This is a genomic window from Kitasatospora purpeofusca (genome assembly GCF_034043715.1).
Lineage (GTDB): Bacteria > Actinomycetota > Actinomycetes > Streptomycetales > Streptomycetaceae > Kitasatospora > Kitasatospora purpeofusca_A.
In genome coordinates this window covers 85,283-109,095 of record NZ_JAXCLC010000019.1, presented here as the reverse complement: position 1 = coordinate 109,095, position 23,813 = coordinate 85,283, and the positions used below count along the sequence as shown (strand labels likewise).

At 72.2% G+C, this 23,813-nt stretch carries 21 protein-coding genes and 1 pseudogene; 10 read left to right on the top strand and 12 right to left on the bottom strand.

Annotation, left to right across the window (positions count from 1 at the left end; genetic code table 11):
- The first annotated feature begins 210 nt into the window (after positions 1 to 210).
- The 3 genes from SM793_RS12780 to SM793_RS12770 all read left to right on the top strand — a co-directional run bounded on the left by SM793_RS12780 (position 211) and on the right by SM793_RS12770 (position 3,356).
- Positions 211 to 753, top strand: a complete 543-nt coding sequence (locus SM793_RS12780) for a hypothetical protein (RefSeq protein ID WP_320438254.1) — start codon at positions 211 to 213, stop codon at positions 751 to 753.
- Between the two features lie 101 nt (positions 754 to 854).
- Entirely contained in the window at positions 855 to 1,703 is an 849-nt protein-coding gene (locus SM793_RS12775; protein ID WP_320438253.1) for a HEAT repeat domain-containing protein, read from the top strand.
- A 78-nt stretch (positions 1,704 to 1,781) separates the two neighbouring features.
- Entirely contained in the window at positions 1,782 to 3,356 is a 1,575-nt protein-coding gene (locus tag SM793_RS12770; protein ID WP_320438252.1) for a protein kinase domain-containing protein, read from the top strand.
- Positions 3,357 to 3,390: 34 nt separating this feature from the next.
- Here the strand turns inward: SM793_RS12770 and SM793_RS12765 are convergent, their stop codons facing one another.
- From SM793_RS12765 to SM793_RS12755, 3 genes are all read right to left on the bottom strand, one after another.
- A complete protein-coding gene (locus SM793_RS12765; protein ID WP_320438251.1) occupies positions 3,391 to 4,470 on the bottom strand; it encodes an alpha/beta hydrolase in 1,080 nt (359 codons plus the stop codon).
- A gap of 114 nt (positions 4,471 to 4,584) precedes the next feature.
- On the bottom strand, positions 4,585 to 4,941 hold the full coding sequence (locus tag SM793_RS12760; protein ID WP_320438250.1) for a hypothetical protein: 357 nt from the start codon (positions 4,939 to 4,941) through the stop codon (positions 4,585 to 4,587).
- Between the two features lie 24 nt (positions 4,942 to 4,965).
- Complete coding sequence (locus SM793_RS12755; protein WP_320438257.1) at positions 4,966 to 5,556, bottom strand: helix-turn-helix domain-containing protein; 591 nt, start codon at positions 5,554 to 5,556, stop codon at positions 4,966 to 4,968.
- Positions 5,557 to 5,879: 323 nt separating this feature from the next.
- On the opposite strand from SM793_RS12755, the gene SM793_RS12750 reads away from it, so the two are divergent.
- The 3 genes and pseudogenes from SM793_RS12750 to SM793_RS12740 all read left to right on the top strand — a co-directional run bounded on the left by SM793_RS12750 (position 5,880) and on the right by SM793_RS12740 (position 7,851).
- Positions 5,880 to 6,002, top strand: a complete 123-nt coding sequence (locus SM793_RS12750) for a hypothetical protein (RefSeq protein WP_320438249.1) — start codon at positions 5,880 to 5,882, stop codon at positions 6,000 to 6,002.
- Between the two features lie 287 nt (positions 6,003 to 6,289).
- A pseudogene (locus SM793_RS12745) lies at positions 6,290 to 6,520 on the top strand (N-acetylglucosamine-6-phosphate deacetylase); the annotation flags it as partial.
- Between the two features lie 836 nt (positions 6,521 to 7,356).
- Positions 7,357 to 7,851, top strand: a complete 495-nt coding sequence (locus SM793_RS12740) for a hypothetical protein (RefSeq protein ID WP_320438248.1) — start codon at positions 7,357 to 7,359, stop codon at positions 7,849 to 7,851.
- A 51-nt stretch (positions 7,852 to 7,902) separates the two neighbouring features.
- Here the strand turns inward: SM793_RS12740 and SM793_RS12735 are convergent, their stop codons facing one another.
- Genes SM793_RS12735 through SM793_RS12725 form a run of 3 tightly spaced genes read right to left on the bottom strand, consistent with a single transcriptional unit; the run spans position 7,903 to position 11,280 of the window.
- Positions 7,903 to 9,735 carry a hypothetical protein gene (locus tag SM793_RS12735; RefSeq protein ID WP_320438247.1) on the bottom strand — a complete coding sequence of 611 codons (1,833 nt, stop codon included), beginning with the start codon at positions 9,733 to 9,735 and terminating at the stop codon, positions 7,903 to 7,905.
- Positions 9,728 to 10,189, bottom strand: a complete 462-nt coding sequence (locus SM793_RS12730) for an ABC-three component system middle component 2 (RefSeq protein ID WP_320438246.1) — start codon at positions 10,187 to 10,189, stop codon at positions 9,728 to 9,730. The genes SM793_RS12735 and SM793_RS12730 overlap by 8 nt, the downstream gene beginning before the upstream one ends.
- On the bottom strand, positions 10,186 to 11,280 hold the full coding sequence (locus tag SM793_RS12725; protein ID WP_320438245.1) for an ABC-three component system protein: 1,095 nt from the start codon (positions 11,278 to 11,280) through the stop codon (positions 10,186 to 10,188). The genes SM793_RS12730 and SM793_RS12725 overlap by 4 nt, the downstream gene beginning before the upstream one ends.
- Before the next feature lie 177 nt (positions 11,281 to 11,457).
- Between SM793_RS12725 and SM793_RS12720 the strand changes: the two genes are divergently transcribed.
- Complete coding sequence (locus SM793_RS12720) at positions 11,458 to 11,985, top strand: cytochrome P450 (protein WP_320438244.1); 528 nt, start codon at positions 11,458 to 11,460, stop codon at positions 11,983 to 11,985.
- Positions 11,986 to 12,074: 89 nt separating this feature from the next.
- Positions 12,075 to 12,557, top strand: a complete 483-nt coding sequence (locus tag SM793_RS12715) for a hypothetical protein (RefSeq protein ID WP_320438243.1) — start codon at positions 12,075 to 12,077, stop codon at positions 12,555 to 12,557.
- 604 nt (positions 12,558 to 13,161) lie between these two features.
- On the opposite strand, the gene SM793_RS12710 is transcribed toward SM793_RS12715, so the two are convergent.
- Positions 13,162 to 13,530, bottom strand: coding sequence for a PRC-barrel domain-containing protein (locus SM793_RS12710; protein WP_320438242.1), 369 nt, complete (start codon positions 13,528 to 13,530; stop codon positions 13,162 to 13,164).
- Positions 13,531 to 13,706: 176 nt separating this feature from the next.
- Between SM793_RS12710 and SM793_RS12705 the strand changes: the two genes are divergently transcribed.
- The gene (locus SM793_RS12705; protein WP_320438241.1) at positions 13,707 to 14,813 is read left to right on the top strand and encodes a mechanosensitive ion channel family protein; all 1,107 of its coding nucleotides are present in this window, start codon (positions 13,707 to 13,709) and stop codon (positions 14,811 to 14,813) included.
- On the opposite strand, the gene SM793_RS12700 is transcribed toward SM793_RS12705, so the two are convergent.
- Both SM793_RS12700 and SM793_RS12695 read right to left on the bottom strand, forming a co-directional pair.
- The gene (locus tag SM793_RS12700) at positions 14,810 to 17,089 is read right to left on the bottom strand and encodes an MMPL family transporter (RefSeq protein WP_320438240.1); all 2,280 of its coding nucleotides are present in this window, start codon (positions 17,087 to 17,089) and stop codon (positions 14,810 to 14,812) included. The genes SM793_RS12705 and SM793_RS12700 overlap by 4 nt on opposite strands.
- 182 nt (positions 17,090 to 17,271) lie before the next feature.
- Positions 17,272 to 18,909 (bottom strand): ABC-F family ATP-binding cassette domain-containing protein, encoded by a 1,638-nt coding sequence (locus SM793_RS12695; RefSeq protein WP_320438239.1) that lies wholly within the window; start codon positions 18,907 to 18,909, stop codon positions 17,272 to 17,274.
- 388 nt (positions 18,910 to 19,297) lie between these two features.
- Here SM793_RS12695 and SM793_RS12690 point away from each other — a divergent pair, with 388 nt between their 5' ends.
- Complete coding sequence (locus SM793_RS12690; protein WP_320438238.1) at positions 19,298 to 20,560, top strand: cytochrome P450; 1,263 nt, start codon at positions 19,298 to 19,300, stop codon at positions 20,558 to 20,560.
- A gap of 95 nt (positions 20,561 to 20,655) precedes the next feature.
- Here the strand turns inward: SM793_RS12690 and SM793_RS12685 are convergent, their stop codons facing one another.
- From SM793_RS12685 to SM793_RS12675, 3 genes are all read right to left on the bottom strand, one after another.
- Positions 20,656 to 21,420: a glucose 1-dehydrogenase gene (locus tag SM793_RS12685; RefSeq protein ID WP_320438237.1), complete on the bottom strand. Its 765-nt coding sequence runs from the start codon at positions 21,418 to 21,420 to the stop codon at positions 20,656 to 20,658.
- A complete protein-coding gene (locus SM793_RS12680) occupies positions 21,417 to 22,052 on the bottom strand; it encodes a TetR/AcrR family transcriptional regulator (protein WP_320438236.1) in 636 nt (211 codons plus the stop codon). Before SM793_RS12680 ends, SM793_RS12685 begins: the two co-directional genes overlap by 4 nt.
- 182 nt (positions 22,053 to 22,234) lie before the next feature.
- Positions 22,235 to 23,785: a hypothetical protein gene (locus tag SM793_RS12675; RefSeq protein WP_320438235.1), complete on the bottom strand. Its 1,551-nt coding sequence runs from the start codon at positions 23,783 to 23,785 to the stop codon at positions 22,235 to 22,237.
- Between the last annotated feature and the right edge of the window lie 28 nt (positions 23,786 to 23,813).

Genomic DNA, 23,813 nt, shown 5'->3' with positions numbered 1-23,813 from the left:
GAACGGGACCTTGCGAGCCAGGGCCGACCGTGACCGACTGTCCGTCAAGTCCGTCCGTGTCGCTCCGGTCACTGGTGCGGCGCGATGCCGTCCGGTGAACCGGTCCGGGCCGGGCGGGTGTCGGTGGGGGAGGCTATGGTCCGCGTCATGGAACAGGATCTCCTGAAGCGCTTTCCTCCCCTGCCTGATCGGATCGGTCACGTCGGGGGCGTGGAGTCGCTCATTCTGGACGGGCGGCGGTACTACTTCGGTTTCGACTACACCAGCGACCTGGTTGTCTCCCCGCTGATCGACGATCCGAGGGCGATGGCTGCCTTCGCGAGCGAGTACATGCGGCAGCGCACCGGCAGGCACGACGCGGCCTACTGGGAGGGCCTGGTGACCCTGGCGGTCGAGGGCACGGCGCTGGCCGGCGACGACGCGGAGCGGATCGTCGCCTCGGAGGACCTGCGCGGTGGTCTGCCGGACGCCGCGAGTCATCTGCTCTACCTCCTGGGTGCGGCCACCGGCTGGGACGACTGGTTCGAGGAGGCACCGGAGGTGCGGCGGGCGTACCAGCGGCTCGGGTTCGACGAGGAGGATCCGGAGTTCGTCGACCACTGCCTCGAGGCTGTCCGGGAGCACGGGACGCAGGCGCGGCCCGACGAGTGGACGGTCGTGCGCTTCCACCTGACCGCAGCGGTACGACATCTGCCGGGCAACTGGGACTTGCTGTTCACGCCGCTGGCAGAGGGCATGACGAACCACCGATGAACCACCGATGAACCACCGACGAGTTCCGCCGCCCCCGGCGGGCGCGGAGCGGCGGGAAATTCCCGGGACTCCGTGGGACCGATCGCCTAGCATGCCGAGCCATGGCGATGTTTGTGCACCTGACGGCGGCGGCGAACGCGCCGCGCATCCGGCGGGCCGGGATCCGTGCGGTCAGTCACGGCCAGGACGGCGCACGCGGGGTGTACTGCTTCCCGGTGCTGCCGTCGTACACGCTCACCCACCAGTGGATGCGCGAGCTCGGCCGCTTCGACCGGCGGGGCGGGTGGGTGGCCGTGCACGTCCGGCTGGACGACGCGCAGCCGGTGCTGGTCGGGCCCTACGGGGACCGGATGCGGAGCGCCCAGGCCGAGATTCCCGCGGCGGAGGCGGTGCGGAGGGTCGCGGCGCTGAACGACCCGCGCGGGTGGGAGGTGTTCGTGCCCCGGGCGATCGGGCGGGCGGAAGTGCACCGGGTCCGTGCCGCGCCGCAGGTGGTGGGGTGGCGGTACCGGCCCGACGCGCACGGTACCCGGCCCTGCACCTGCTTCGGGTGCCGGGTGCGTGGGGGGTACGGGTCGCGGCGGCTGCGCGAGCGTCTCCCGCACTCGTTGGACGGCCCGCCGCCGCCGACCGGCGTGCTGCTCGCCCGGATCGCGGCCGCCGGGGATCCGGGAGACCCGGCCGAGCTGGAGGATGCCCTGGACTGGTTCGGGAGGCTCCGGCGCCGCCGGGGCCCGATCGCCGAACTCGCCCACCTCGCGGCCCATCCCGACCACCGGGTCCGGGAGTCCCTGGTGTGGGCGATCGGCGACTGGCGCACGCCCGGGGTCGCCGAACTGCTGGCCGGCCTCGCCGACGACCCGGACCCGGACGTCCGCGAGGCGGTGGCGGGGGCACGGGGGCTCGTCCGGCGGGGGACGGCCGACGCGGAGCCGTTCCCGGCCGGCTGACCCCGCGCTCGCGGGCGGCCCGGCCCGCTGATCGGGAACCCCGGACGAGGCTGCGCCGGGCCGTCCGCGCACACTACGGTGGGCCGGACGGGACTCGGGGTGGGGGAGCGGATGCGGCAGGGCGCGTTGATCAACAACCGGTACCGGATGGACCGTTGCATCGGTGCCGGTGGGATGGGGGCGGTCTGGAGTGCCCAGGACACCCGGCTGCAGCGGGACGTCGCCGTCAAGGTCCTGCTGCCCCAGGTCGACGGCGCGGAGGATCACGAGGCACAGGCCCGCTTCGAGCGGGAGGCCCGGATCACCGCGCGGCTCCAGCACCCGAACATCATCGGCGTGCACGACTACGGCATTCACCGGGAGGCCGGTCTGGCGACGCCCTACGTCGTGATGAGCCTGCTCACCGGCCGGTCCGTCGCCGATGTCCTGCGCTCGGGTCAGCGGCTCGACCCCGCCCGGGCCGTGGAGTGGGGCGTGCAGATCTGCAACGCGCTGGCCGCCGCCCACGCGGTGGACGTCGCGCACCGGGACATCAAGCCCGGGAACCTCTTCCTGACCCGGCACGCGGACGGCACGGAAGCCGTCGTCGTCCTCGACTTCGGTATCGCCGCCTACCTGATGGCCGGCCACACCCAGCTCACCCCCGCCGGCAGCGGCATCGGCACCCCGGCGTACATGGCCCCGGAGCAGGCCAGGGGCCTGCGGGTCGACGGCCGCGCGGACCTCTACTCCCTCGGCTGCGTGCTGTACGAGCTCCTCACCGGCACGACGCCCTTCGGCTTCCGCGGCAGCCCGTACGCCGCGGTGGAAGCCCACCTGAACGAGCAGCCCGTGCCACCGCGGCACCACCGGCCCGACCTGCCCGGCGGCCTCGACCGCGTCGTCCTCCAGCTCCTGGCCAAGGACCCGGCGGACCGCCCCGCCTCGGCCCTGGCCGTGGCCGAGACGCTGCGAGCCGCCGTCGCCCCGCCGACCGTCGTCGTTGCCCCGCCGACCGTCGTCGTTGCCCCGCCGACCGTCGTCGTCGCCGCACCGACCGCCGTGGTCGCTCCACCTCCGCCTCCACCGCCGGCCACGGCCGTCCGGCCGCCCACCGTCGCCGAACTGACGACGACCCACGAGCTGGCCGGCACCCTCGGTCGGGAGGGGCGCCACAACGAGGCGGCGGCCTTGCTGGCGCAGGTGGCCGACGGCCGGGCCCGGCTGCTGGGCGCGGCCCACCCGGACACGCTCAGGGCGCGTAACAACCAGGCCTACAACCTGGGCGAGGCCGGGCAGTACCGGGAGGCGGCCCGGCTGCTGGAGCAGGTGGCGGCCGACCGGCACCATGCCCTGGGGCCCGACCACCCGCACACCCTCACCAGCCGGCACAACCACGCCTACTACCTGGGTGAGGCCGGGTACCGCGAGGAGGCGGCGCGGCTGCTGGTGCAGGTGGCGGCCGACCGCCGGCGCGTCCTCGGCCCGGATCACCCGCACACCCTCACCGCCCGGCACAACCACGCCTGCAACCTGGGCGAGGCCGGCCACCACGGGGAGGCGGCGCGGCTGCTGGAGCAGGTGGCGGCCGACCGCCACCGTGTGCTGGGCCAGTTCCACCCGCAGACCGTCAAGTCCCGCAAGAGCCGCGCGATCCACGCGGCCCGGAGCTGACGCCCGGGGGACGCGCATCGACCGGGATCGGCGTTCAATCGCGACGCCACGGGCGGGTGAAGTCGTGGAGGGCCTGGAGTGCGGCGGGGGCGAGGGTCTTGTCGTTGGCCGGTGTGCCGGCCGGGTGGAGGAAGTGGTCCAGGTCGGGCAGGATCTTCAGGCCGGGGCCGCTGGTGTGGGCGTCGGCCAGGGCGCTGACCAGCGGGGGTGTGGTCCAGCAGGGGACGTTGGTGTCGGCCGTGCCGCAGGTGACGGTTACTCGTGTGCCGGGGTGCAGCTTGCGGGCCGCGTCGGGCGGGTAGACGGCGTCGTCCGTGCGTATGTAACGGGCGTTCAGTGGGCCGAAGAGCGAGTTCAGCAGGGTGGCGATCGTCGGGACGATCCCACTGGTGTCCACGGGGCGGCCCGCACGGAAGTCCGCGATCGCACGGGAGATGCCGTTCCTGTTGGCCTCGCCCTGTGCTTCGGTGAGCCGGCCCGCCGCGACGTCCTGGTCGATCAGGGCCGCGAGTTGGCGGTCGAGGGTGTCCAGGAGGCGTTGGTCCTGGGGAGCGAGAAGGGCGAGGCCGACCGGTTCGGGGCGCACGATCGGGGCGACCAGGAGGGCGCGCAGGGCACCCTCGCTGTGTCCCACGATCAGCAGGGCGTGGGGATCTGCCTCAGGTTGCTCGCGCAACGCGCCGTATGCGGCGGCGGCCTGCCGGGTGAAGGCGGCCATGTCGATGCGGCCGGGGTTGCCGCGGTACTGGCCGAGGCCGGTCTGTCCCGTGCCGTACTTGTCGAACCGCAGGGTCATCACCCCGTCGCCGCCGAGGGCGTCCGTGATGAGAGCGAGGGTCGACGGGGTGAGCACGGGCGGCTGGTTGCCGTCGCGGTCGGTGGGGCCGCTGCCGGGCAGTAGCAGGGCTGCGGCCATCCGGTGGCCCGCGCGGTGGGCGGGCACATGGACGGTGGCGTAGGTGGTGGTGCCGTCCACGTCGAACTGCACCTCGCGGTCGACCGCCGGTAAGAAACCGCGGCTGCCCGTGGTTTCGGCCGCGCCGGTGCCGGCGCCGACGGTGGTGGTGGCTATCAGGGCCGCGAGTGCGGCAAGTACCCGGCTGCGCCAGGTCATGGGTCTCTCCATGGGGAGGGGCGGTCGTGGGGCGGTGGGGCGGGCTGAAGGTCGGTGCGGGACCAGCGGCATCATGGCGGCGGAATCCGCGGACAGGGGAAGGCGTCGCAGGAGTCAGCCCACGGCTGTGGCCCCCTCGATGAGGGCCACGGTCGCGCGCGGATCGGCGGCCTGGATGACGAGGCGGGCGTAGCGCTCGTCCGCCAGCTCGATCACCACGGCCTTGGCCGGGTCGTGGACGTCCCAGAAGACCCGCTCCCCGTGGATGTAGAACGTGCCGGCGGTGATGACGCCGGGGAAGTGGGTGCCCGGGGCACGAAAGCCCTTTGCCTCTCTGGAGATCCCCGGATCGACGGTCGCACCGCGGACGTTGGTCAGCGGGATGACCAGTCGGCTCTTGAGGGCCCAGAGCTTGTCGAGCCCCTCGATCTCGACGATCAGGTTGTCGCCGTCGATACTGACATTGGCCATGTCGGTTCCTTTGTGATGGATGGTTCAGCGCTGGTCGAGGCGCTGCGCGATGGCGGCGCCGGCTCGGTCGACGGCCGTGCCGGAAGTGCCGGACCTGGCCCGTAGGCGCAGCCCGAGGATTGCTGCGGTGAGCGCTGTGGCCAGGCCGGATGCTTCGTCGCTGTCGCTGTCGCTGTCGCTGTCGCTGTCGCTGTCGCTGTCGCCGTCGTCCGCCCGGACCGAGGCGCCGGCGGCCCGGTCCAGAGCGGCGAATGCTTCGGCGACCATGCCGGCCACCTCGGTGTCCACCGGCGCGCGTTCGACCGCGGCCAGCAGAAGGAGGTCGAGACCTGTCCCGGTGGCCGGTGCGGCCAGGGCCTCGCGCACCGCCTCGAGAGGGCCGGCGGCCTCGGCGATCCGGCCGATCAAGGGGGCGAGGTCATGCTCCAGGGACCACCGTAGCGCGGCCAGATACAGCCCGCGTTTACTGCCGAACGTCTTGTACAGGCTGTTGCGGTGCACACCGAGGTGAGCGACCAGATCATCGATGGAGGTGCCGTCGTAGGTCCGGCCGGCGAACAACTCCGCCGCCGACCGCACCACTTCGGCCTCGTCAAATCCTCTCGGGCGACCCATGGGATGACCGTACTCAGTTGAGGAACGGTCAGTCAAGAACAATCGTTCCTAAACGTGCGCCACTCAGGGCGGAGCAGCTGCACGGCTCGGCTCGCAGCCTGCGGGCGCTCTCTCAAGGTGTCGTTGTCGGCCGCGCGTCGGCGCACGCGCAGCCCGCTGATTGCCATGGCGGCCGCCCTCCGGGAACCCGCCGACCTTTTGCTGACCCCGGACGGTCGATCATGCCCCTGGGCCGAACCGGAATGTCGGCGTCGCGACAGTGGCCCCGGGCCTTTGTGCAGGCCCGGGGCCGTTCCGTTGTCCCAACAACCCGCTGGCGTTCGGTGCCTCAGAAGCGGCGGCCGCCGCAGAAGGGGCTGAACTGCACCCGCCTGCCGCAGGCCAAGAAGCCCTGGGGAGCCACCAACGTCTTCCACCGCGCCCAGTCGGTGACCCTGACCTCCTGACCGCACACGCAGAGCGATGCCGACCATTCGGTAAGCGGACCGGATCGGGATGAAAGGTGTGAGTAAAGACCTCAGAGTGACGACCTGCCCGATGGCCGTTGGCCCGCCGGGCACCCCCGCAGAGGCCGGGGCGAGGCCGACGGACAAGGGTCGACGTTCCCAGGTGTACGCAGGTTTGTGGGGGTGTACTCGTAGTGATGCTGCCTTTTGCTGACCTCGACTGACGAACAGTCAGGTGAGATCCACCGTGTGCGGGCGCGCCGACCGCTGCGGCGGTCGGCAGCAAGATCGCTGCCGCCGGCGGCGCCGACTCCGACTGCACCAGGACCCTGGAGGCGATCGGCGCGGGCGCCACCGTCGCCACCCACCTGTTCAACGCCATGCCCGGCATCGCCCACCGCGCCCCCGGCCCGATCGTGGCCCTGCTGGAGGACGAGCGGGTCACCGTCGAGCTCATCAACGACGGCGTCCACCTCCACCCCTCCGTGCTCGATCTCGCCTACGGCGCCGCCGGCGCCCGACACCCAGTAGCTGGTGCGCTACGTCGGTGGGTCATTTGGTCTCCGTAGTCCAATGCACGCCGACCAGGTGGGCGTCCGTCAGGGCGGCGTGGCTGATCGGCGCAGCTGACGTCCGGCACGAGCAGGGTGCCCGGTCACCGCACAGTGACCGGGCACGAAGGGCGGCAATCAGCCCCAGTGGATCACGAGGCGCGGCTGGTTCGAACAGCGGCCGTCCCAAGGGGGTTGGCCGCAGCCGCCAAGGCCAGCGAGGACGGGCCCTGTTCTGCGATGCCGAGAACGACGGCACCCAGAACACAGGTGTAGAAGGCGGCCCACAGAAGCCACGGTGACCTGGTGGGTCTGCGGCCGGAGCCGTTCGGGATGGATGAGCTACTGTCGTCGTTCACGGGTGCCCTCCTGATCGAAGCACGGATGGACCCCGCGAGGAGGAGCTCGGCGGCTTGGCTTTCCTAGGGCGCGGCCGACGAGCCTCCTCCTCGATCGAGGCACGGGCAGGCTACAGCCGCCGTCGCGAACGAGCGCGTTCGAGATTCGTTCGCTGGCGCCCACGTCGAGCAGCCGTTCGGTCTGGGTGTGCGAGAACCACCCAAATCCGCTGCGGTGAAACAGGATCGAGGCCCGTTGGACGGGTTGGCGGGTCCACCCAAGAGGGCCTTTGTCGTGAGCTCGGGTGGCCCGGGCAACCGACTTCTTCATCAGTTACTCGCCTGCTGGCGAACGCTGGGCCTCCTGGATCGACTGGACCCTGGGCGAGACCGGGAACCAGGCCTCCCCCTCGGGGATGGGGCTTCGAGCTCGGCGCCAACTTCGTCGGCTTCATGGACAGCTGCGTGACCGAGTCCGCCGCCGCTATCGCGCTGCTCTCGCGCAACTTCGAGCGCGCCCGCTACGGCCGGATGGAGTGGCAGGCCATGCCGCGCGCCGATCCGGACGGTGTTGAGCGGCGGCCGGAAACCGTCCGGATCGAGGACGTCCCTGTCGACGGTCTGCTCGTCACCCTCACCTACATCGACCTCGTCGCCGCCGCCGGCCCCGTTGCGTTCGCCGAGGTCGGCACCACCCTCAGTGCCGCCGACATCGGCGTCGCCCTTGGGAGCACCTCACCCTCCACCTGGCGAACCGACAAGAAGATGAAGCTGGCCCTGTACGCCGCTGCCGGCATCCCACACCACTGGCGCCTCGAGCGCGAACCAGCCCACGCCTCCACCTCGGAGTGTTCTTCGCCAACACAAGGCAGTGCCGAACGGGACTCCGCCTACGGCTCGGGCTCCGTCGCATGCCACCATGCCGACGGGACCATGCGTCGGAGCCCGGGCCGCCGATAGTGGTGCCGGATCTCGCAGTCGGGAGAGCACGGTGAGGTTTGAGTCCCGACTTCACGCCCCGCCGGTCGGCGAGACCGGGAAGAAACCGGGGCGGCCCCCGCCCGGGCCGGTGAAGCGGTACGTCGTGGCGGAGGAGAGCACGCTGCTCGGCGGGTCGCCGTTCTCGATGACGACGGCCTGGCCGGGGAAGGTCAGCATGTCCTGGTAGAAGTGGTCGACGACATTCGACGTGATGTCGACGTCCTCCCCGACCGGTTCGCGGTAGGTGACCACGGGGGAGTCGAGGACGACGAAGCCGGGGTGGGGCAAGTCCCCGCCGAGGCAGTAGCGGGCGAGGGCGGTGGTGAACGCCGAGTGCAGGACCGAGCGCACGCCCTGGCCGCGGCCGGATCGGGGTCGGCTGCCGGCCCGGACGTCCATGCCGTACTGGTCGTACTCGGCGAACTCGACCGAGGGAACGGACCAGGCGTCCAGGGTCCGCCTGAGGACATCGTCGAACTTGGAGAGCACCCGGGCGGGAATGTGACTGGCAGGCCGGTGGGAGCGGACCGCACCTGCACCGTCGAGCTTGGACCGTCGGTCGTCCAATTCCTCGATGCGGGCGTGGAGTTCGAGCTCGCGTTCGGCGGTTGAGCGGGCCGCCAGAAGTTCGTCCATGTGTGTCCGCAGGGGTGTGAGGCGCTCCTCGGACTGGGAGATCTCGGTGTCGAGCTCTCTGGCCCGCAGGAGCAGGACGCCCCTTCGTCCGACGAGCTCGTCCAGCTGGGTCCGCAGGTCGGCGATGGTCGGGAGGAGGTCCGCGAGGAGCGAGCTGGTCTTGGCGGCTTCGGCTTCGACGGCCGCGTGCAGCTGGGTTGTTTCCTGCTCCCCGTGGCCGTGGTGCTGGTGTTCGGGTTCGGCACCGCAGAAGACGCAGGTGTCGACACGGAAGTACCCGAGGATGCTGCCCGCTTCGTTGACCATCGCGAGGCGGTCGAGGTCGGAGCGGTACTGCTGTTCCAGCAGTCCGAACCGGGTGATCAGGTCGTGGACCTCGGCCAGGCGGGACTCGACGGCGGCGAGCTCCTGCGCGGCATTCATGCGGTCGGAGACCGCGCCGACGTGGCGGTCGGTGATCACCCGCAGGGAACGGGACTGGCCGTCGATGGTGGCCTGGATCCGCGTCAGCCGTTCGCGCAGTTGGGAGGCGTTCTCCCTGGTCGTCAGCTTGGTGGAGAGTTCCACGACGATCTGGTCGAGGAGCCCGATCTGGCCCTTGTGGACCCGGCGCTGTTCGGCGTTCGGCCCGGTGGCGACCAGCGGGTCGTCCTCGCCGGTCAGCAGGTACTTCATCAGCGAGGCGGCAGCGGTCTTGCCGGCCGCTGCGTTCGACCGCAGGACGGGGGAGAGCGGGTCGCCCATGCGGGTCTCGGTCACCAGAGACAGGTGGACGAGGTCGCTGAGGGACAGTCCGCGGGTACCGCCGGCGTCGTTCTTTCGGATTCGGGCGTCGGCATAACCGAGCTCGGCGAGGAGAACGGCGGAGAGGCTGCGCGAGCTGCCGGCACGGTGGACCGCGGTCAGTTCCCGGTCGGACCTCCGGGTAACCAGGTTGCGCAGGTCCTCGTAGTGGACGGCAACGGTGCGGGCGCCCGGTCGCCGGACCAGGGTGATCGGCGCTCCGTCCGGCAACCGCAGCCCGAGGAGGATCTGGCTGTAGCCCTCGGCTTCGGGGATGAGGGGCAGACGCGCACCACCGAGCATGTATTCGATGGACTCGACGATGAAGGACTTGCCGGTGTCGGACGCACCGTAGATGACGGTGAGTTCGGGGCCGAAGGCCACGTGGGCGGTGGGCTTTCCGGAGCCCGCGTACGTGAGGTGGGTCAGTCGCAGATCAGCCACGGTGAACCTCGGGGGGTAGGGGCGTCCCGGCGGGGCGGTTGAGCAGCGCACGGGTGGCGGCCCGCACGTCGGCGCTGGGCGCGTACTGGTGGACGACCCATTCGGCGCGCTCGCGCAGGCGCTCGACGTAGGGGGCTTCGAGGAGTTCGACGAACGCGGGCCCCCGCTCCGTCGCGCGGTAGACAAGGCCGTCGTCCGCAGGCTCTAGCCGGGCCAGCTCGGCGCGGATCAGGACGAGCAACGCCTGCTCCAGCAGGCCGCGCTTCACGCCCAGTTCGCCGGACCTTGCGGGCAGGTCGGGGTGAAGGCTCGGCGGGCCGTCGAACTCTCCGCTGTGCAGCAGCGCGTAGTCGAGAAGGGTGATCTGGGCCAGGTCCAGGGGCTCGGGATGGCTCTCGGCCAGCAGGACCAGTGCGCGCATCCCGACCTCGAGAGGGCTGTTCAGCGGATTCACGCGGCACCTCCGCGGCACCAGATCAAGCGGTCCGCGTTCGCCAGGTGGTGGCAGACCCCCTTGCGGTCCAACGGCCGCACGAACTCGGTGAGGATAGTCCTGGTGAGCTCGATGTTCCCCGAGGCGGCCAGGACCGCCTGCATGCGGTCGTACCCGAACTCGAACCTGCCGGCCGCGACCTCGACCACGATGTCGTGGACATCGTCGAGGACGGCGTCGAAGTGCCCGTCCGAGGTCGAGTCGCGGGCGAACAGGCGCAGCGATTCCGCGCTGTAGAAGGCCTCCCGCTGCCTGCGCAGATGATCGCGTGCCTCGTTGTGCTCGGCGACGCGCTCAAGGGTGTCGGCCTGCTCGCCCCAGAGCTCTCCGTAAGCCCGCACCAACTGCTGGATGTAGCGGGCCTCTTTTGGGGTGTGGGCGTCAGGCGGAAGCATCCTCCGTGGACGTGCTGCCGGGGGTTGGGGGAAGCGCACCGCCCAGTGCGGGGTGGTTTGGTGCAACGACAACATGTCGTCCATGTCGAGGGTGGTGAACATGGAGAAGTCCGTGGCTTCGACGAGTTCCTGGAGTTCGCGCCGCTTCCCGGGGGTGAGCGAGGTGATGACGGGATCGCTGGTGGAATCCAGTTCCTTGAGGAACTCGGCTCGGGCCTCGGACCGCTTGGACAACCGCCGGACCAGGCTGGGGCCGACGATGGGCGCGACGAAGACGTACTGCTGGGGAGCGGTGAAGTACCCGCTGACCACCGAAGCGAACATCTTGCGCATCTCGGGAGCGGCCTTCGACCACGTCAGGGCTTCCCCGTAGTGCTTGCACTGGTAGTTGTGCCAGGTTCCTTCAAGCCCGTTCGGGGTCAGATAGCCGGCGACATCGACTCCGTGATCCCCGGAACCGCCGTGCCGTTGCACTGCGACGTACTTCGTCGTCAGGGCGGGGACCCACTCCTTGACGAACTCCTCGAACTCGTCGGGATCGTACGAGAAGACGATCTTCTTCGGGGAAGGTACGGCGTGGGTTCTCAGCCAGGGACCGGTGAGGGTCAGGTGCGGCGGGTCACTGTCGTCCGCCCCGATGGCGACACCGTCAGACACTTCTCCCAGCCCCCCGAGTCCCCTGTGTCCGTGACCAGTCGATCACCCGGGGTCAAGTGATATCACCGCTACCCCTGCCGAGAGAAGAGTACGAACCAGGTCTGACCGATCGGGCTGCTCCCGGTGCGTGATCATGTCCATGCTGGGGTGGCTCCGAAGAGTCGATGTCGCCCCGGTATGGGCAGGTCTGCCGCCTCGTGGCGGTCCTGCGGTCGTGCAGGCACTGGTGAGCGAAACCCTCGGGCTCTACCCGTCCGCCTGGATCCTCCCCGGCGCGCCACCGAGGACGACAGCCTGGCCGGCTACCGGATCGGGGCCGGCACTGACCTGTTGGTCTGCCGCTACCCGACCCATCGCGACCCCGAACTCTGGCCGGAGCCCGAGCACTTCGACCCGTCCCGGTTCACCATCCCCGGCGCCCGGCAGGCCCACCTCGCCGCCTACTGCCCGTTCGGCGTCGGCGCCCGCGCCTGCTTGGGCGCCCGGTTCGCGCTCCGCGAGTCGACCGCGCTCCTCGAACTCCTCCTCCCCGCCCACGCCCCCCGCTTCCGCACCACCCCGGCGACCCTTCCCCCGCCAGGTGGGAGGGTCGGTCCAAGTCGCTCCCGGGCAGGTCCAGGACGTCGTTCACCACGCGCGGGCGAATTAAACATCCGGATTCCACGTACCAAATCCATGCCAACCGGACTCACTCCATTCAGATGAGCGACCTCTTGACTACAGAGAGATAGTGCAATATCACATAACAGTGCTGCTGGACGGACCAGGAGCTCTGCACACAGGAGAAGCACCTCATGACTCGCAAGATGCTGACGACGGCCGCCGCCACGGGTGCCCTGGCACTCGCTCTCGCCGGCGCGACCCCGGCCGTCGCCGCCGTCGCCGCCGGTACCGCCGCCACCACCGCCACCACCGGGACCGCCACGGAGGTCTGCGACGCCTCCGGCCTGCAGTCCGGCCTCTGGACCAAGCTCTGCTACACGGTCACCGAGGACGGCGTCCAGTTCACCGGCCGGATCGGCCTGGCCGGCCCGCCGAGCCCCGGCAGCCCGCCCCTGCGGACGAAGCTGGTCGACGCGGCCCTGACCACCGACATCGAGGGCGGCGAATCGCTCGGCACCGTGCAGCAGTCCCTGCTCTTCCGGGCCACCACGCTGGAGATCGCCGGCTACGGCGGCACCGTCCCGTGCGGCTCGACCGTCACCGCGACCTTCTCCGTCTCCGCGGACGGCTGGTACACCGCCCCGATCAGCACCAGTGTGGTGGTGCCCTGCTGATGCCCGGAGCGACGCGGGCCCGAAGACGGCCGCACGGACCCCGGCCGCCGCTCCCGCACCGGCCCCGGGCCCGTTCCGCAGGACCCGGCCACGGTGTGATCGGCGGGTGGCGCGACAAAATCCGCGCCACCCGCCTGCGGGCGGGCCCCCGCGCGAACGGCGACCGCCGACCACCGGGGGACCGGCGCCGTCGGACCGCGCCCGCTCCGCGTCAGGTACCGGAACCGCTCGCGCCGCACTCGATACGCGCGGTGAGCCCCTCCAGCAGGGCCGTCCTGCGGCGGGACCGAGCCCGGCCCGGAACACGACGAGGGTTCAGCTGCTGCGGACCGACCTCACTGGCTTCGGCGCGGCTTGGACTCTCGTTCGATCGGCAGGCCTCGTGATCGGTATGCCGTTGCTGAGGCAGTCCGATGCGAAGAAGTGGCGCAGGCCGTAGAGGACCACGCCCTCGGGGATGTCGACCTGGCCGGAGGCTTTGATCCTCTTCCACTGCCCGCCGATGATGTGGTGCGGCATGGCCGGAGTGATGTCCTCGGGGTTGCGGAGCAGACAGCCGTCCACGGCCCCGTGGGTCTCCGCACAGGTTCGCCCCCGAGCCCGGTCAGAAGCGGCGGCCGCCGTAGAACGGGCTGTAGTAGAGGGCATAGCGGTCCTGGAAGTCCGGGCCGCGGTCGGTGTCGTCGGCGCCCAGGGTGGGGCTGTGCTTGATGTCGTCCTTGGTCCGGTCGATGTAGACCTTCTGTTCGCCGATCTCGATCCGGATGACGGTGCCGGCGGGGAGCAGCACGAGCCGGCCGAAGATCCAGGGGCCGGTGTCGACGACCAGGTACTGCGAACCCATCGCCTCGGAGAGGCGGTCCACCTTGCCGACCGGGCCGTCCACGGCCTCCACGTGGAATCCGATGAGGTCGGTCCCGGCGGTGTGGCCGGAAGTGTCGCGGAACTGCCAGAGGTTGACGCCCTCGCTCATGTGTCCTTCTCCCTTCCGTCGTTCAGGCCGGTGCACCGCTCGGGTGCCCCGGTCCGTGGGATCCATGCCTGCGGCAAGACGGGAGGTGTGACGAGGCCCGGGCGGGAAAGGCGGGATGGCGGACCGGGCGCGGTGGCCCGGCGGGCCGGTCGGTGCGAGCGGACGGAGAGCGGGACATGGGGTGGAGTCCGGTACGACTCGCGGTGGCGGCCTTCGCGGCGGTGCTGCTCGCGTACGGTCTGGACCGGGTCGCGCGCGCGGTGGCGCGGCGGTCGGGGGCCGGTGACGGGGCCGGTGACGGGGCCAGTGACGGGGCGGGCGGCCCGGTCGGGGTGCCGGGCGTGCTGGCCCGGTGCCGGCGGCCGTCGCTGGCGCTGACGGCGTGCCTGCTCCTGCTCGGCGCGCTGCCGTGGATCGACGCGCCGCCCGCCGCCCGGGACGCGCTGCGCCACCTGGTGGTGATCCTGGCGATCGCCTCCGGCGGCTGGCTGGGTGCCCGGGTGGTGGCGCTGCTGGTGGACGGCACCGTGCGGATCGCCGTGCACCGCCGCGACCCGGCGTGGGCCGGGCGGGCGCGGACCCAGGCCGATCTGCTGGGCCGGATCTGCCAGGCGGTCGTGGCGCTGGCGACGCTGGGCGCGATCCTGATGACCTTCCCGGCGGTGCGCGGCGTCGGGACGAGTCTGCTCGCCTCCGCCGGCCTGGTCGGTCTGGTGGCGGGCGTGGCGGCCCAGAGCACGCTCGGCAACGTCTTCGCCGGTGTCCAGATGGCGTTCGGGGACCTGGCCCGGATCGGTGACGTGGTCGTGGTGGCGGGCGAGTGGGGGACGGTGGAGGAGATCACGCTGACGGCGGTGGTGATCGCGACCTGGGACCAGCGGCGGATCGTCATGCCGATGTCGTACTTCGTGGGCCGTCCGTTCGAGAACTGGTCCCGCCGGACCAGCCGGATCACCGGCACGGCGCTGCTCCACCTGGACCACCACGCGCCGGTCGGGACGCTGCGCGAGGAGTTCGACGCCTTCCTGTCGGGGCACCCGCTGTGGGACGGCGAGGGCAGCGCCCTCCAGGTGGTCGACACCACGGCCACCACCATCGTGGTGCGGGCCCTCGCCACGGCCGCGAACGCCGATGACGCCTTCGAACTCCGCTGCCAGCTGCGCGAGCACCTGATCGGGTACCTGCGGGACCATCACCCGTACGCCCTGCCCCGGGTCGCGGTGACCGACGCCCCTGGGCCCGCCCCCCGCCGTCGGGAGGCGGCCCCGGGGGACGGACCCTAGACCCTCTCGCCCCCGCCCTCGGCGTCGATGTGGGGGAGGATCCGGTCGAGGAAGCGGGGGGTCCACCAGGCGGCCGGGCCGAGCAGGGTCATCACGGCCGGGACGAGCAGCAGGCGGACGATGGTGGCGTCCACCAGGACGCTGACCGCCAGACCGAGGCCCATCATCTTGATCACGATGTTGTCGCTGACGATGAAGGCGGCGAAGACGCTCACCATGATCAGCGCGGCGCAGGAGATCACCCGGGCGGTGATCTCCAGGGCGTGCGCGACGGCGTCCTGGCTGCGGCCGGTGCGCAGCCAGGCCTCGTGCACCCGGGAGAGCAGGAAGATCTCGTAGTCCATGCTCAGTCCGAAGACGATCGCGAACATCATCATCGGCACGTAGCTCTCGATCGGGACCGTGCCGTTCACCCCGAGGGCCGGGCCGCCCCAGCCCCACTGGAAGACCGCCACCAGGACCCCGTACGAGGCGGCGATCGACAGCAGGTTGAGCACGGCGGCCTTGACGGCGACCAGCAGGCCGCGGAAGACGGCGAGGATGATCAGGAAGGCGAGTCCGACCACCACGGCGATGATCGGGACCAGCCGGCTCGACACGATGTCCAGGAAGTCCACCTGGGCGGCGGTGTTGCCGGTCACGTAGGTCTTCGCGCCGGTGCCGGTGACCGAGTCCGGCAGCACGGTGTCCGACAGGTCGTCGACCAGCTCGGTGGTGGCCCGGTCCTGCGGTGAGGTGCTGGGGACGACGGTGCTGAACAGGACCACGCCGTCCGGGCTGAGCTGCGGCGGGCCGACGCTCGCCGCGCCCGGCAGGCCGGTGAGGGACTGCTGGACGGCGGCCTGGACGCCCGGCCGGTCCTCGGCGGGGACGGCGCTCTGGTCGACCACGACGGTCAGCGGGCCGTTCGAGCCTGGACCGAAGGCCTCGGACATCAGGTCGTAGGCGCGCCGGTCGGTGAAGTCGGTGGAGTCGGCGCCGTCCCCGATGTGCCCGAGCTGGATGGAGAACAGCGGGATCGCGAGGATCCCGAGCGCGACCACGCCGGCGATCAGGTACCACCAGGGGCGCCCCTCGACCCGCCGGGCGTAGCGGTGCCAGACCCCGGTCTCCGCGCCCGCCTCGCCGTTGCTCTCGGCGATCGGGCGGCCGACGGTGAACCGGTCCATCCGGCGGCCGATCAGTCCCATCAGCGCCGGCAGCAGGGTGAGCGCGCCGAGCACCGCCGACACCACGGTGACCGCGGCGGCGACCCCGAGCTTGGCCATGAAGGAGATGCCCGACACCGACAGCCCGGACAGCGCGATGATCACGGTGCAGCCCGAGACCAGCACCGCCCGGCCGCTGGTGGCCACCGCCTGTCCGGCCGAGGCCACCGGATCCACCCCGTCCATCAGGTTCTGCCGGTGCCGGGTGAGCAGGAAGAGCGCGTAGTCGATGCCGACCCCGATGCCGATCATGGTCGCCAGGGTGGGCGCGACGGTCGCGAAGGTCGACAGCGCCGCGATCAGCCCCAGCACGCCGAGGCCGACCACCGCCGCGAACAGTGCCGTCACCAGCGGCAGCCCGGCCGCGATCACGCTGCGGAAGCCGATCAGCAGCACGACGATCGCCACCGCGAAGCCGATCACCTCGCTGAGGCGGTCGTCGGGGTCGGGCTGCGCCAGCTCGCCCAGCGGACCGCCGTACTCGACCTGGACGCCGGCCTCCCGCAGCGGGGCCACCGCCGTGTCCACACCGGCCAGGTAGTCCGGGTCGAGGAGGGTGGGGTTGGTGTCGAAGCGGACCGTGATGTAGCCGGTCAGGCCGTCCGCGGCCAGCGGCCCGTCGGGCGGGGCGGGCTGCCCGGCCGGCGGCAGCGGGCTCTGCGCGCTCAGCACGTGCGGCAGCTGCGACAGCGAGGCGACCGCCTGCGACACCTGCGGGGCGAAGCCGGTCAGCGGCTGGGCGTCGTGCAGCACCACCTGGGAGCTGGTGCCGGCGGCGGCCGGGACGTGCGCCTGGAGGACCTGCTGACCCTGCTGCGCCTGGGAGCCGGGCAGCGAGAAGTCGTCCGAGTAGTCGCCGCCGACCGTCTTGTTCGCCGTCTGGACGGCGGCCAGCGCCACGATCCACAGCACGATGACCAGCAGTGAGTGGCGGGCGCACCACTCGCCGAGCCGCCGCAGCCCCCGGCGCTCGGCCGGGGGCGCGGTCGTGCGCTCGGCCGCGGGCTCGGCGGCGGCGGGGCCGCGGCGGTCGGGCTGCGGATCGGGCGGCGGGGCGGACGGCGGCATGGACGGCTCCCGGTCTTCGGCGCGGATGCGCATCGATCCGGAGCAGCGTCCCCGGGCCGCCGCGCCGCCCACGCCGTACTCGCCGGTAGTCGTCCCTCCGGCGCCCTCGGCCCCCCCGGCAGCCCCGGCCCCGGACCCTGGCGCCCCCGGCCCCCGGCCCCCGGGCCGGTGGCGGCGGCCGGTCAGGGCGTGGTGGGCACCGCCGCCTCCCGCAGCCCGCCGTCGGACAGGTGCAGCCGGCGGGTCACCCCGATCCGCTCCAGGAACCGCTCGTCGTGGCTGACCACCACGAAGGCGCCCCGGTAGGCGGTCAGGGCGCTCTCCAGCCGGCCGACGCTCGCCAGGTCGAGGTTGTTCGTCGGCTCGTCCAGGAGCAGCAGGTGCGGCGCCGGGTCCGCGCACAGGACGCACGCGAGGGTGGCGCGCAGCCGCTCGCCGCCGGACAGCAGCCCGACCGGCAGTTGGGCGCCGGGACCCCGGAAGAGGAAGCGGGCCAGCAGGTTCATCCGCTCGGCCTCCGGCCGCTCCGGGGCGAACGCGGCGAAGTTCTCGGCGACCGTGCGGTCCGGATCGAGCAGGTCCAGCCGCTGCGACAGCCGGGCGATCCGGCCCTCGGCCCGCCGGGTCGTGCCACCGTCCGGCAGCAGGCTCCCGTCGAGCAGCCGCAGCAGGGTGCTCTTGCCCGAGCCGTTGGACCCGGTCAGCGCGATCCGCTCCGGGCCCCGCACGGTCAGGTCGACGCCGGGGGCGGCGAACAGCTCGCGCCCGCCGAGCCGGACCCGCAGCCGCTCGCCGAGGAACAGGGTGCGTCCGGCGGGCACCTGGGTGTCGGGCAGCTCCACCACGATCCGCTGCTCCTCGCGCAGCGCGCGGCCGGCCTCGTCCAGCCGCGCCCTGGCCTCGCCGACCCGGCCGGCGTGCACCTGGCCGGCCCGGCCGGCGGCCTCCTGGGCGCCGCGCTTCATGGTGCCGGCGAAGATCTTGGGCAGTCCGGCGTTCTTGAGATTGCGGGCGGCGTTGCTCTGCCGTCGCTCGGCCCGCTCGCGGGCCTGCTGCAGCTCCCGCTTCTCCCGCTTCAGCTCCTGCTCGGCGCTGCGGACAGTGCGCTCCGCGGCCTCCAGCCCGGCCCGGACGGCCTCCTCGTACGCGGTGAAGTTGCCGCCGTGGAAGTGCAGCGCGCCCCGGTCGAGCTCGGCGATCCGGTCCGTCCGGTCGAGCAACTCGCGGTCGTGGCTGACCAGCAGCAGGCAGCCGTGGAAGTCGTCCAGCGCGTCGTAGAGCCGGTGCCGGGCGTCGCGGTCGAGGTTGTTGGTGGGCTCGTCGAGCAGCAGGACGTCGGGGCGCCGCAGCAGTTGGCCGGCCAGGCCCAGCGAGACGATCTGGCCGCCGCTCAGGGTGCCCAGGTCGCGGTCGAGGGAGAGGTGTCCCAGGCCGAGGCGGGCGAGCCGGTCGCGGGTGCGCTCCTCGATGTCCCAGTCCTCGCCGATGGTGGTGAAGTGCCGTTCGTCGACGTCCCCGGACTCCACCGCGTCGATGGCCCGGATCACGTCGGCGACGCCCAGGACCTCGGCCACGGTGAGCCCGGCGGTGAGCGGGAGGGTCTGCGGGAGGTGGCCGAGCACGCCGTCGACGGTCACCGACCCCGCGGAGGGGCGCAGTTCACCGGCGAGGAGCCGGAGCAGGGTGCTCTTGCCACTGCCGTTCGGGGCGACCAGGCCGGTCCGGCCGGGGCCGACGGCGAAGGAGAGGTCCTGGACGACGGGGGTGTCGTCGGGCCAGGAGAAGGACAGGTTGGTGCAGACGACGGAAGCGCCGGACATGGCGGTGACCTCGTGGAGTGACGGGGCGGGGGAGGACACACCCGCCCGGGTGCCGGACAGAGGGAAGGAGGGGATGACGAGCGGGCCGCGGCAGCGGTGCTTCGATGCACCGGCGAGCGGCCTGTCGGCTCCGGGTGATCACCCGGAGATGTCCTCGTCCACCACCATGTCCGGTCTCCTCGAGGAAAGATCAACGGTCTCCGGAATTCTAACAGCGGGGGTTCCGGTCGCCACCTGATTTTCGGCACCCAGGAGCCGTTCAAGCTGATGCTCCGTCAATGCCCTTGCCGCACAGGCCCTCTCGACGTGACCGGCGCGCGGCGGCATGCTCGGTCCCGTGCGCGGCCCGACCGCCGCGCGCCTGCGTCACCCGACCGAAGGAGCCCCCGTGGAACGACTCGTGCTGGACCCGACCGGTCGCGACCGCGACGCCGAGACCGCCGAGCTGTTCGAGCGCGGTCCGGCGACGCCCGTCGACCTCCTGGGGGTGCGGGCCTGGGCGGTGGCCGACCCGGAGCTGCTGGAGGAACTGCTCAAGGACCCCCGGGTGTCCAAGGACGGTCTCCAGCACTGGCCGGACTTCGCCGAGGTCGTCCCCACCTGGCCGCTGGCGATCTGGGTGGCCGCCCGCAACATGTTCACCGCCCACGGCGCGGAGCACCGGCGGCTGCGCCGGCTGGTCGGCACCGCGTTCTCGGTCCGCCGGATCAACGCCATGACCGGACAGGTCGAGCAGCTGACGCGGACGCTGCTGGACGACCTGGCCGCGATGCCGGCCGGCACCCCCGTCGACCTGCGCGAACACCTCGCCTACCGGCTGCCGATCCAGGTCATCGCCCGGCTGCTGGGACTCCCGGACTCCCTCACGGACAGCTTCCGCACCACCGTCGACCGGGTCTTCGACACCACCCGCACCGCAGCGGAGGCCGTCGCCAACCTGACGACCTTCTACGGCATGCTGGACGAGCTGATCGCCACCAAGCGCCGCGAGCCCGCCGACGACATGACCTCGCTGCTGATCGCCGCCCGCGACACCGGGGACGGCGAGGGCGGGCCCGATGGGGAGGACGGGCCGGACAGGACCGCCGGTGCCTCGGCGCTGACCGAGGAGGAACTGCGCGACACCCTGCTGCTGGTCGTCTCGGCCGGCTACGAGACCACCGTCAACCTGATCGACAACGCCATCGCCGCGCTGCTCACCCACCCGGAGCAGCTCGCCCTGGTCCGGGCCGGCAAGGTCGGCTGGGGCGACGTGGTCGAGGAGGCGCTGCGCCGTGACGCCCCCGTGGCGCACCTGCCGCTGCGCTACGCCGTCGAGGACATCGAGCTGCCCGGCGGGGTGGTGCTCCGGAAGGGCGACCCGATCCTGGCCTCGTACGCCGCCGCCGGCCGCCACCCCGTCCGCTACGGCGAGGACGGCGCCGTCTTCGACGTCACCCGCCCGGTCAAGGACCACCTGGCCTTCGGCCACGGCCCGCACTTCTGCATCGGCGCCCCGCTGGCCCGGCTGGAGGGGGCGACCGCCCTGCGGATGCTCTTCGAGCGGTTCCCGGACCTCGCCCTCGCCCCGGGCGCCGAGCTGCGGCCCGTCGAGTCGCTGATCTCCAACGGGCACCGCGAACTCCCGGTCCTGCTCGACGGGGCGCGGTAGCCCGGCGGGCAACGGGTGGCGGACCGCCGCGCGCCGCGGCCTCGGGAACGTTCCCGGGGCGCGGCGCGCGGGAGTCGCTCGGGGGAGCGCCCGGCTCACTGCCCCATGACGTACCTGACGGTCGGCCCGGTGGTCCAGCCGCCGTCCACCGCGAGTTCGGCGCCGGTCACGTAGGAGGCGTCGTCGGACAGCAGGTACACCACGGCGGTGGCGATCTCCGACGCCTCGCCGACGCGGGCCATCGGGGTGTTGGGGTAGTTGCCCTCACCCTGCCGGATGCCGACCGCCGCCGTCATCGGGGTGTAGGTCATGCCCGGGTGCACCGAGTTGACCCGGATCCGGTCGGTGCCCAGCTCGACCGCGCCGATCTTGCTGAGGCCGCGCACACCCCACTTGGAGGCGCCGTAACCGGCGGTCAGGGCGAGGCCCATCAGGCCGGCCGCCGAGGAGATGTTGACGATCGAGCCGCCGCCGGCCGCGCGCATCGCCGGGACGACGGTCTTCATGCCGATGAACACCCCGGTCAGATTGACGTCCAGCACCTTGCGGAAGTACGCCACGCTCTCGTCCGCGAGCGGGGTGCCGGTGGAGATCCCCGCGTTGTTGACCAGGCCGTGCACCGCGCCGAACTCCGCCACCGCGTGGTCCACCACCCGCTGCCAGTCCTCCTCGGAGGTCACGTCGTGCCGCACGAACCGGGCCCGCTCGCCGAGCTCGGCGGCGGTGGCCAGACCGTCGTCCTCCAGGACGTCGGTGACGACCACATTGGCGCCGGCGGCGACGGCCAGCCGCGCGGCCTCGGCGCCGAGGCCGCGGGCGCCGCCGGTGATGATGACGGTCTTGCCGGTCAGGTCGTTCATGAGGTGCTCCTCGAAGGGGTGGGGGCGGAGAGCATGGCGGCGGACACCGTCACCAGGTCGGCCAGGAAGGTCTCCTCGTCCGTCAGGGGGGTGGACCCGGTGAGGTACTGCCGCGCCCGGTCGGCCAGCGCCGCGCCGACCAGGGTGAGGGCGAGGTCGAGCCGCTCCAGCCGGACCGGCTCCGGCAGGCCGGAGATCCGCTGCTCGGCCAGCGCGATCAGCCGCCAGTAGCCGCCGCCCGCGAGGGTGGGGTGCGGGGTCCGAGTGCGGACACCGCTGTCGTGGCTGACCTGGGCCGAGATCCGCAGGCAGTGCCGGCCCTGCTCGGTGCGCAGCTCGGTGGCCTCGGCGGTGACCAGGGCGTCGAGCAGTCCGGGGAGGTCCTGCTCCGCCAGGGTGGGGAGCCTCGGCGCGAGCGCCCGCTCGGTGCGCTCCTGCCGGGCGGCCATGATCGCGTCCAGCAGCCCTTCGCGGGAGCCGAAGTGGTACTGCACGGCGGACGGGTTGCTCTGCCCGGCCAGCCGGACGATGTCCTTGGTGAGCGAGCCCTCCACACCCCGGGTGGCGAAGAGTTCCTCCGCCGCCCGAAGCAGCCTCTCGCGGGTCTCGTGGCCCGCCGACGTCCTTGCCATGGGCCCAAGATTAATACTGGGCATTATTAATCGCAAAGCAGGCCGTCGCCCGGTCGGCGTGTCGGGTCGGGGTCGGGGTCGGGTGGCAGGGCGCAGGGCGGCCTCGTTCCTGCCCCCACGGCAACGGGCCCGACCGGCCTCTGCGGCCGGTCGGGCCCGTACTGACCGGTCCTTCCGGCCCGTCAGCCGTCCTCGTTCTCGCCCTGGTCGTCGCCGTCGCCCCGGTGGTGCCCGGCGGACGCTGCGAAGACCTGGGAGTCCTCGGCCGCCGGAGCGTCGGTGCCGGCCACCAGGTTGCGGCTGGTCGAACCGAACACCACCGCGCGGCCCGCGGCGTCCACGAAGGGTTCCCTCGACGAGCCGTTGCCGAGCGAGCCGCCGGGCGCGGTGGAGACCCGCTCGGTGCGGCCGGTGCGCAGGTCCTGGCGGTAGACGTCCCAGTCCGCGTGCTGCGGGCCGGCCACCAGGTTGTCGGCGGCGGACTCGAAGTAGAGCCAGCGGTTGTCGGCGGTGATCGAGCCGTGGTCCGAGGAACCGACCGAGCTGGTACCCGGCAGGCCGCCGCTCACCTTGGTCACGGTGCCCGTCCGCAGGTCCCGGACGTGGAGCACTGTGTGGTAGCGGTGGCCGTGGGTCGAGCCGCCGGGCTCGGCCAGGGTGTAGATCGCGCGCCGCCCGTCGGGGCTGATCGTCGCCGCGAAGCTGGAGTTGCCGAGGACGCCGTCGGTGCCCGTGCTCACCGGGGTCAGCCGCCCGGTGGGCACGTCGTAGACGTAGTAGACGGCGGAGGTCGGATGGGAGGCGAGCGACTGCGCCGCCCCCGGCGGGGTGATCCGGCGCGCGGCCTCGGCGGCGCCCGGGGTCGGTTCCACGTCGGCGGGGGCGGGTGCCGCGGTCGGCTGGTCCTCCGGCAGCAGCGCCGAGAGCGAGGAGAAGCCGATGGTGCGGCCGTCCGCACTGATCGTCGGGTGCACCGAGAGGCTCTCGCCCGGCTTGCCGTCGACGTCCCGGGAGACCAGCCGGGTGGTGTGGGTCCGCCGGTCGGTGAGGTAGACGTTGTATTTCCACGTGTACGGCCGGGCCAGCGCGGGGTCGGTGCCGGTGGCCGGGGGCTCGGTGTCCACCACTGTCGGGTCCAGGTCGGTCCGGGAGGACACGAACGCCACGTACCGGCCGTCCGCGCTGATCGAGGGCGCGTAGGAGGCGTGGTACTGGTCGGTGTCGGTCCCGGCGGCGCTGCCGCTGACCAGTTCGGTGCGCCCCGTCCAGCGGTCGCGCAGGTACACCTCGTCGCGCCCGGCCACCCGTGCGCCGGGGGCCACGCCCTCGGCCTCACTGTCGAAGGCGACGTAACGGCCGTTGGCGTTGATCGCGACGTACTCGGTGAAGCCGTTCAGCGGCTCGTCCGCGTCGGAGAGGTTGACCCGCTCGGTGCGCCCGTTGCGCAGATCGGTCACATAGGCGTCGCGCCCGCCCTTCCCGGGCTGCCCCACCAGGTTCGTGCCCCAGGAGGTGAACAGGGCGTAGCGGCCGTCGGCGCTGATGCCCTGGCTGGACGACTGTCCGTCGGGCGCGGTGCCGTTCACCCCGGTGCTGATCTGGACGGTACCGCGCGCCACCGGCCGGGCCAGGGCCTGGGCCGGGGCGGCGGTGGCGGCGATCACGGCGGCCGCGGCCAGCACTCCGCCGCCCGCGAGCCATCGGTTGCGGGACGTCCGGCTGGTACGTGTCATCAAGGCTTCCCCTCAGGTCGCCCGGCCG

Bases quoted from the DNA above. Each gene is read 5' to 3' on its own strand.
- SM793_RS12775 (WP_320438253.1), top strand. From the start codon at position 855: ATGGCGATGTTTGTGCACCTGACGGCGGCGGCGAACGCGCCGCGCATC.
- SM793_RS12765 (WP_320438251.1), bottom strand. From the start codon at position 4,470: ATGACCTGGCGCAGCCGGGTACTTGCCGCACTCGCGGCCCTGATAGCC.
- SM793_RS12760 (WP_320438250.1), bottom strand. From the start codon at position 4,941: ATGGCCAATGTCAGTATCGACGGCGACAACCTGATCGTCGAGATCGAG.
- SM793_RS12755 (WP_320438257.1), bottom strand. From the start codon at position 5,556: ATGGGTCGCCCGAGAGGATTTGACGAGGCCGAAGTGGTGCGGTCGGCG.
- SM793_RS12720 (WP_320438244.1), top strand. From the start codon at position 11,458: ATGGGCAGGTCTGCCGCCTCGTGGCGGTCCTGCGGTCGTGCAGGCACT.
- SM793_RS12715 (WP_320438243.1), top strand. From the start codon at position 12,075: ATGACTCGCAAGATGCTGACGACGGCCGCCGCCACGGGTGCCCTGGCA.
- SM793_RS12710 (WP_320438242.1), bottom strand. From the start codon at position 13,530: ATGAGCGAGGGCGTCAACCTCTGGCAGTTCCGCGACACTTCCGGCCAC.
- SM793_RS12705 (WP_320438241.1), top strand. From the start codon at position 13,707: ATGGGGTGGAGTCCGGTACGACTCGCGGTGGCGGCCTTCGCGGCGGTG.
- SM793_RS12700 (WP_320438240.1), bottom strand. From the start codon at position 17,089: ATGCCGCCGTCCGCCCCGCCGCCCGATCCGCAGCCCGACCGCCGCGGC.
- SM793_RS12695 (WP_320438239.1), bottom strand. From the start codon at position 18,909: ATGTCCGGCGCTTCCGTCGTCTGCACCAACCTGTCCTTCTCCTGGCCC.
- SM793_RS12685 (WP_320438237.1), bottom strand. From the start codon at position 21,420: ATGAACGACCTGACCGGCAAGACCGTCATCATCACCGGCGGCGCCCGC.
- SM793_RS12680 (WP_320438236.1), bottom strand. From the start codon at position 22,052: ATGGCAAGGACGTCGGCGGGCCACGAGACCCGCGAGAGGCTGCTTCGG.
- SM793_RS12675 (WP_320438235.1), bottom strand. From the start codon at position 23,785: ATGACACGTACCAGCCGGACGTCCCGCAACCGATGGCTCGCGGGCGGC.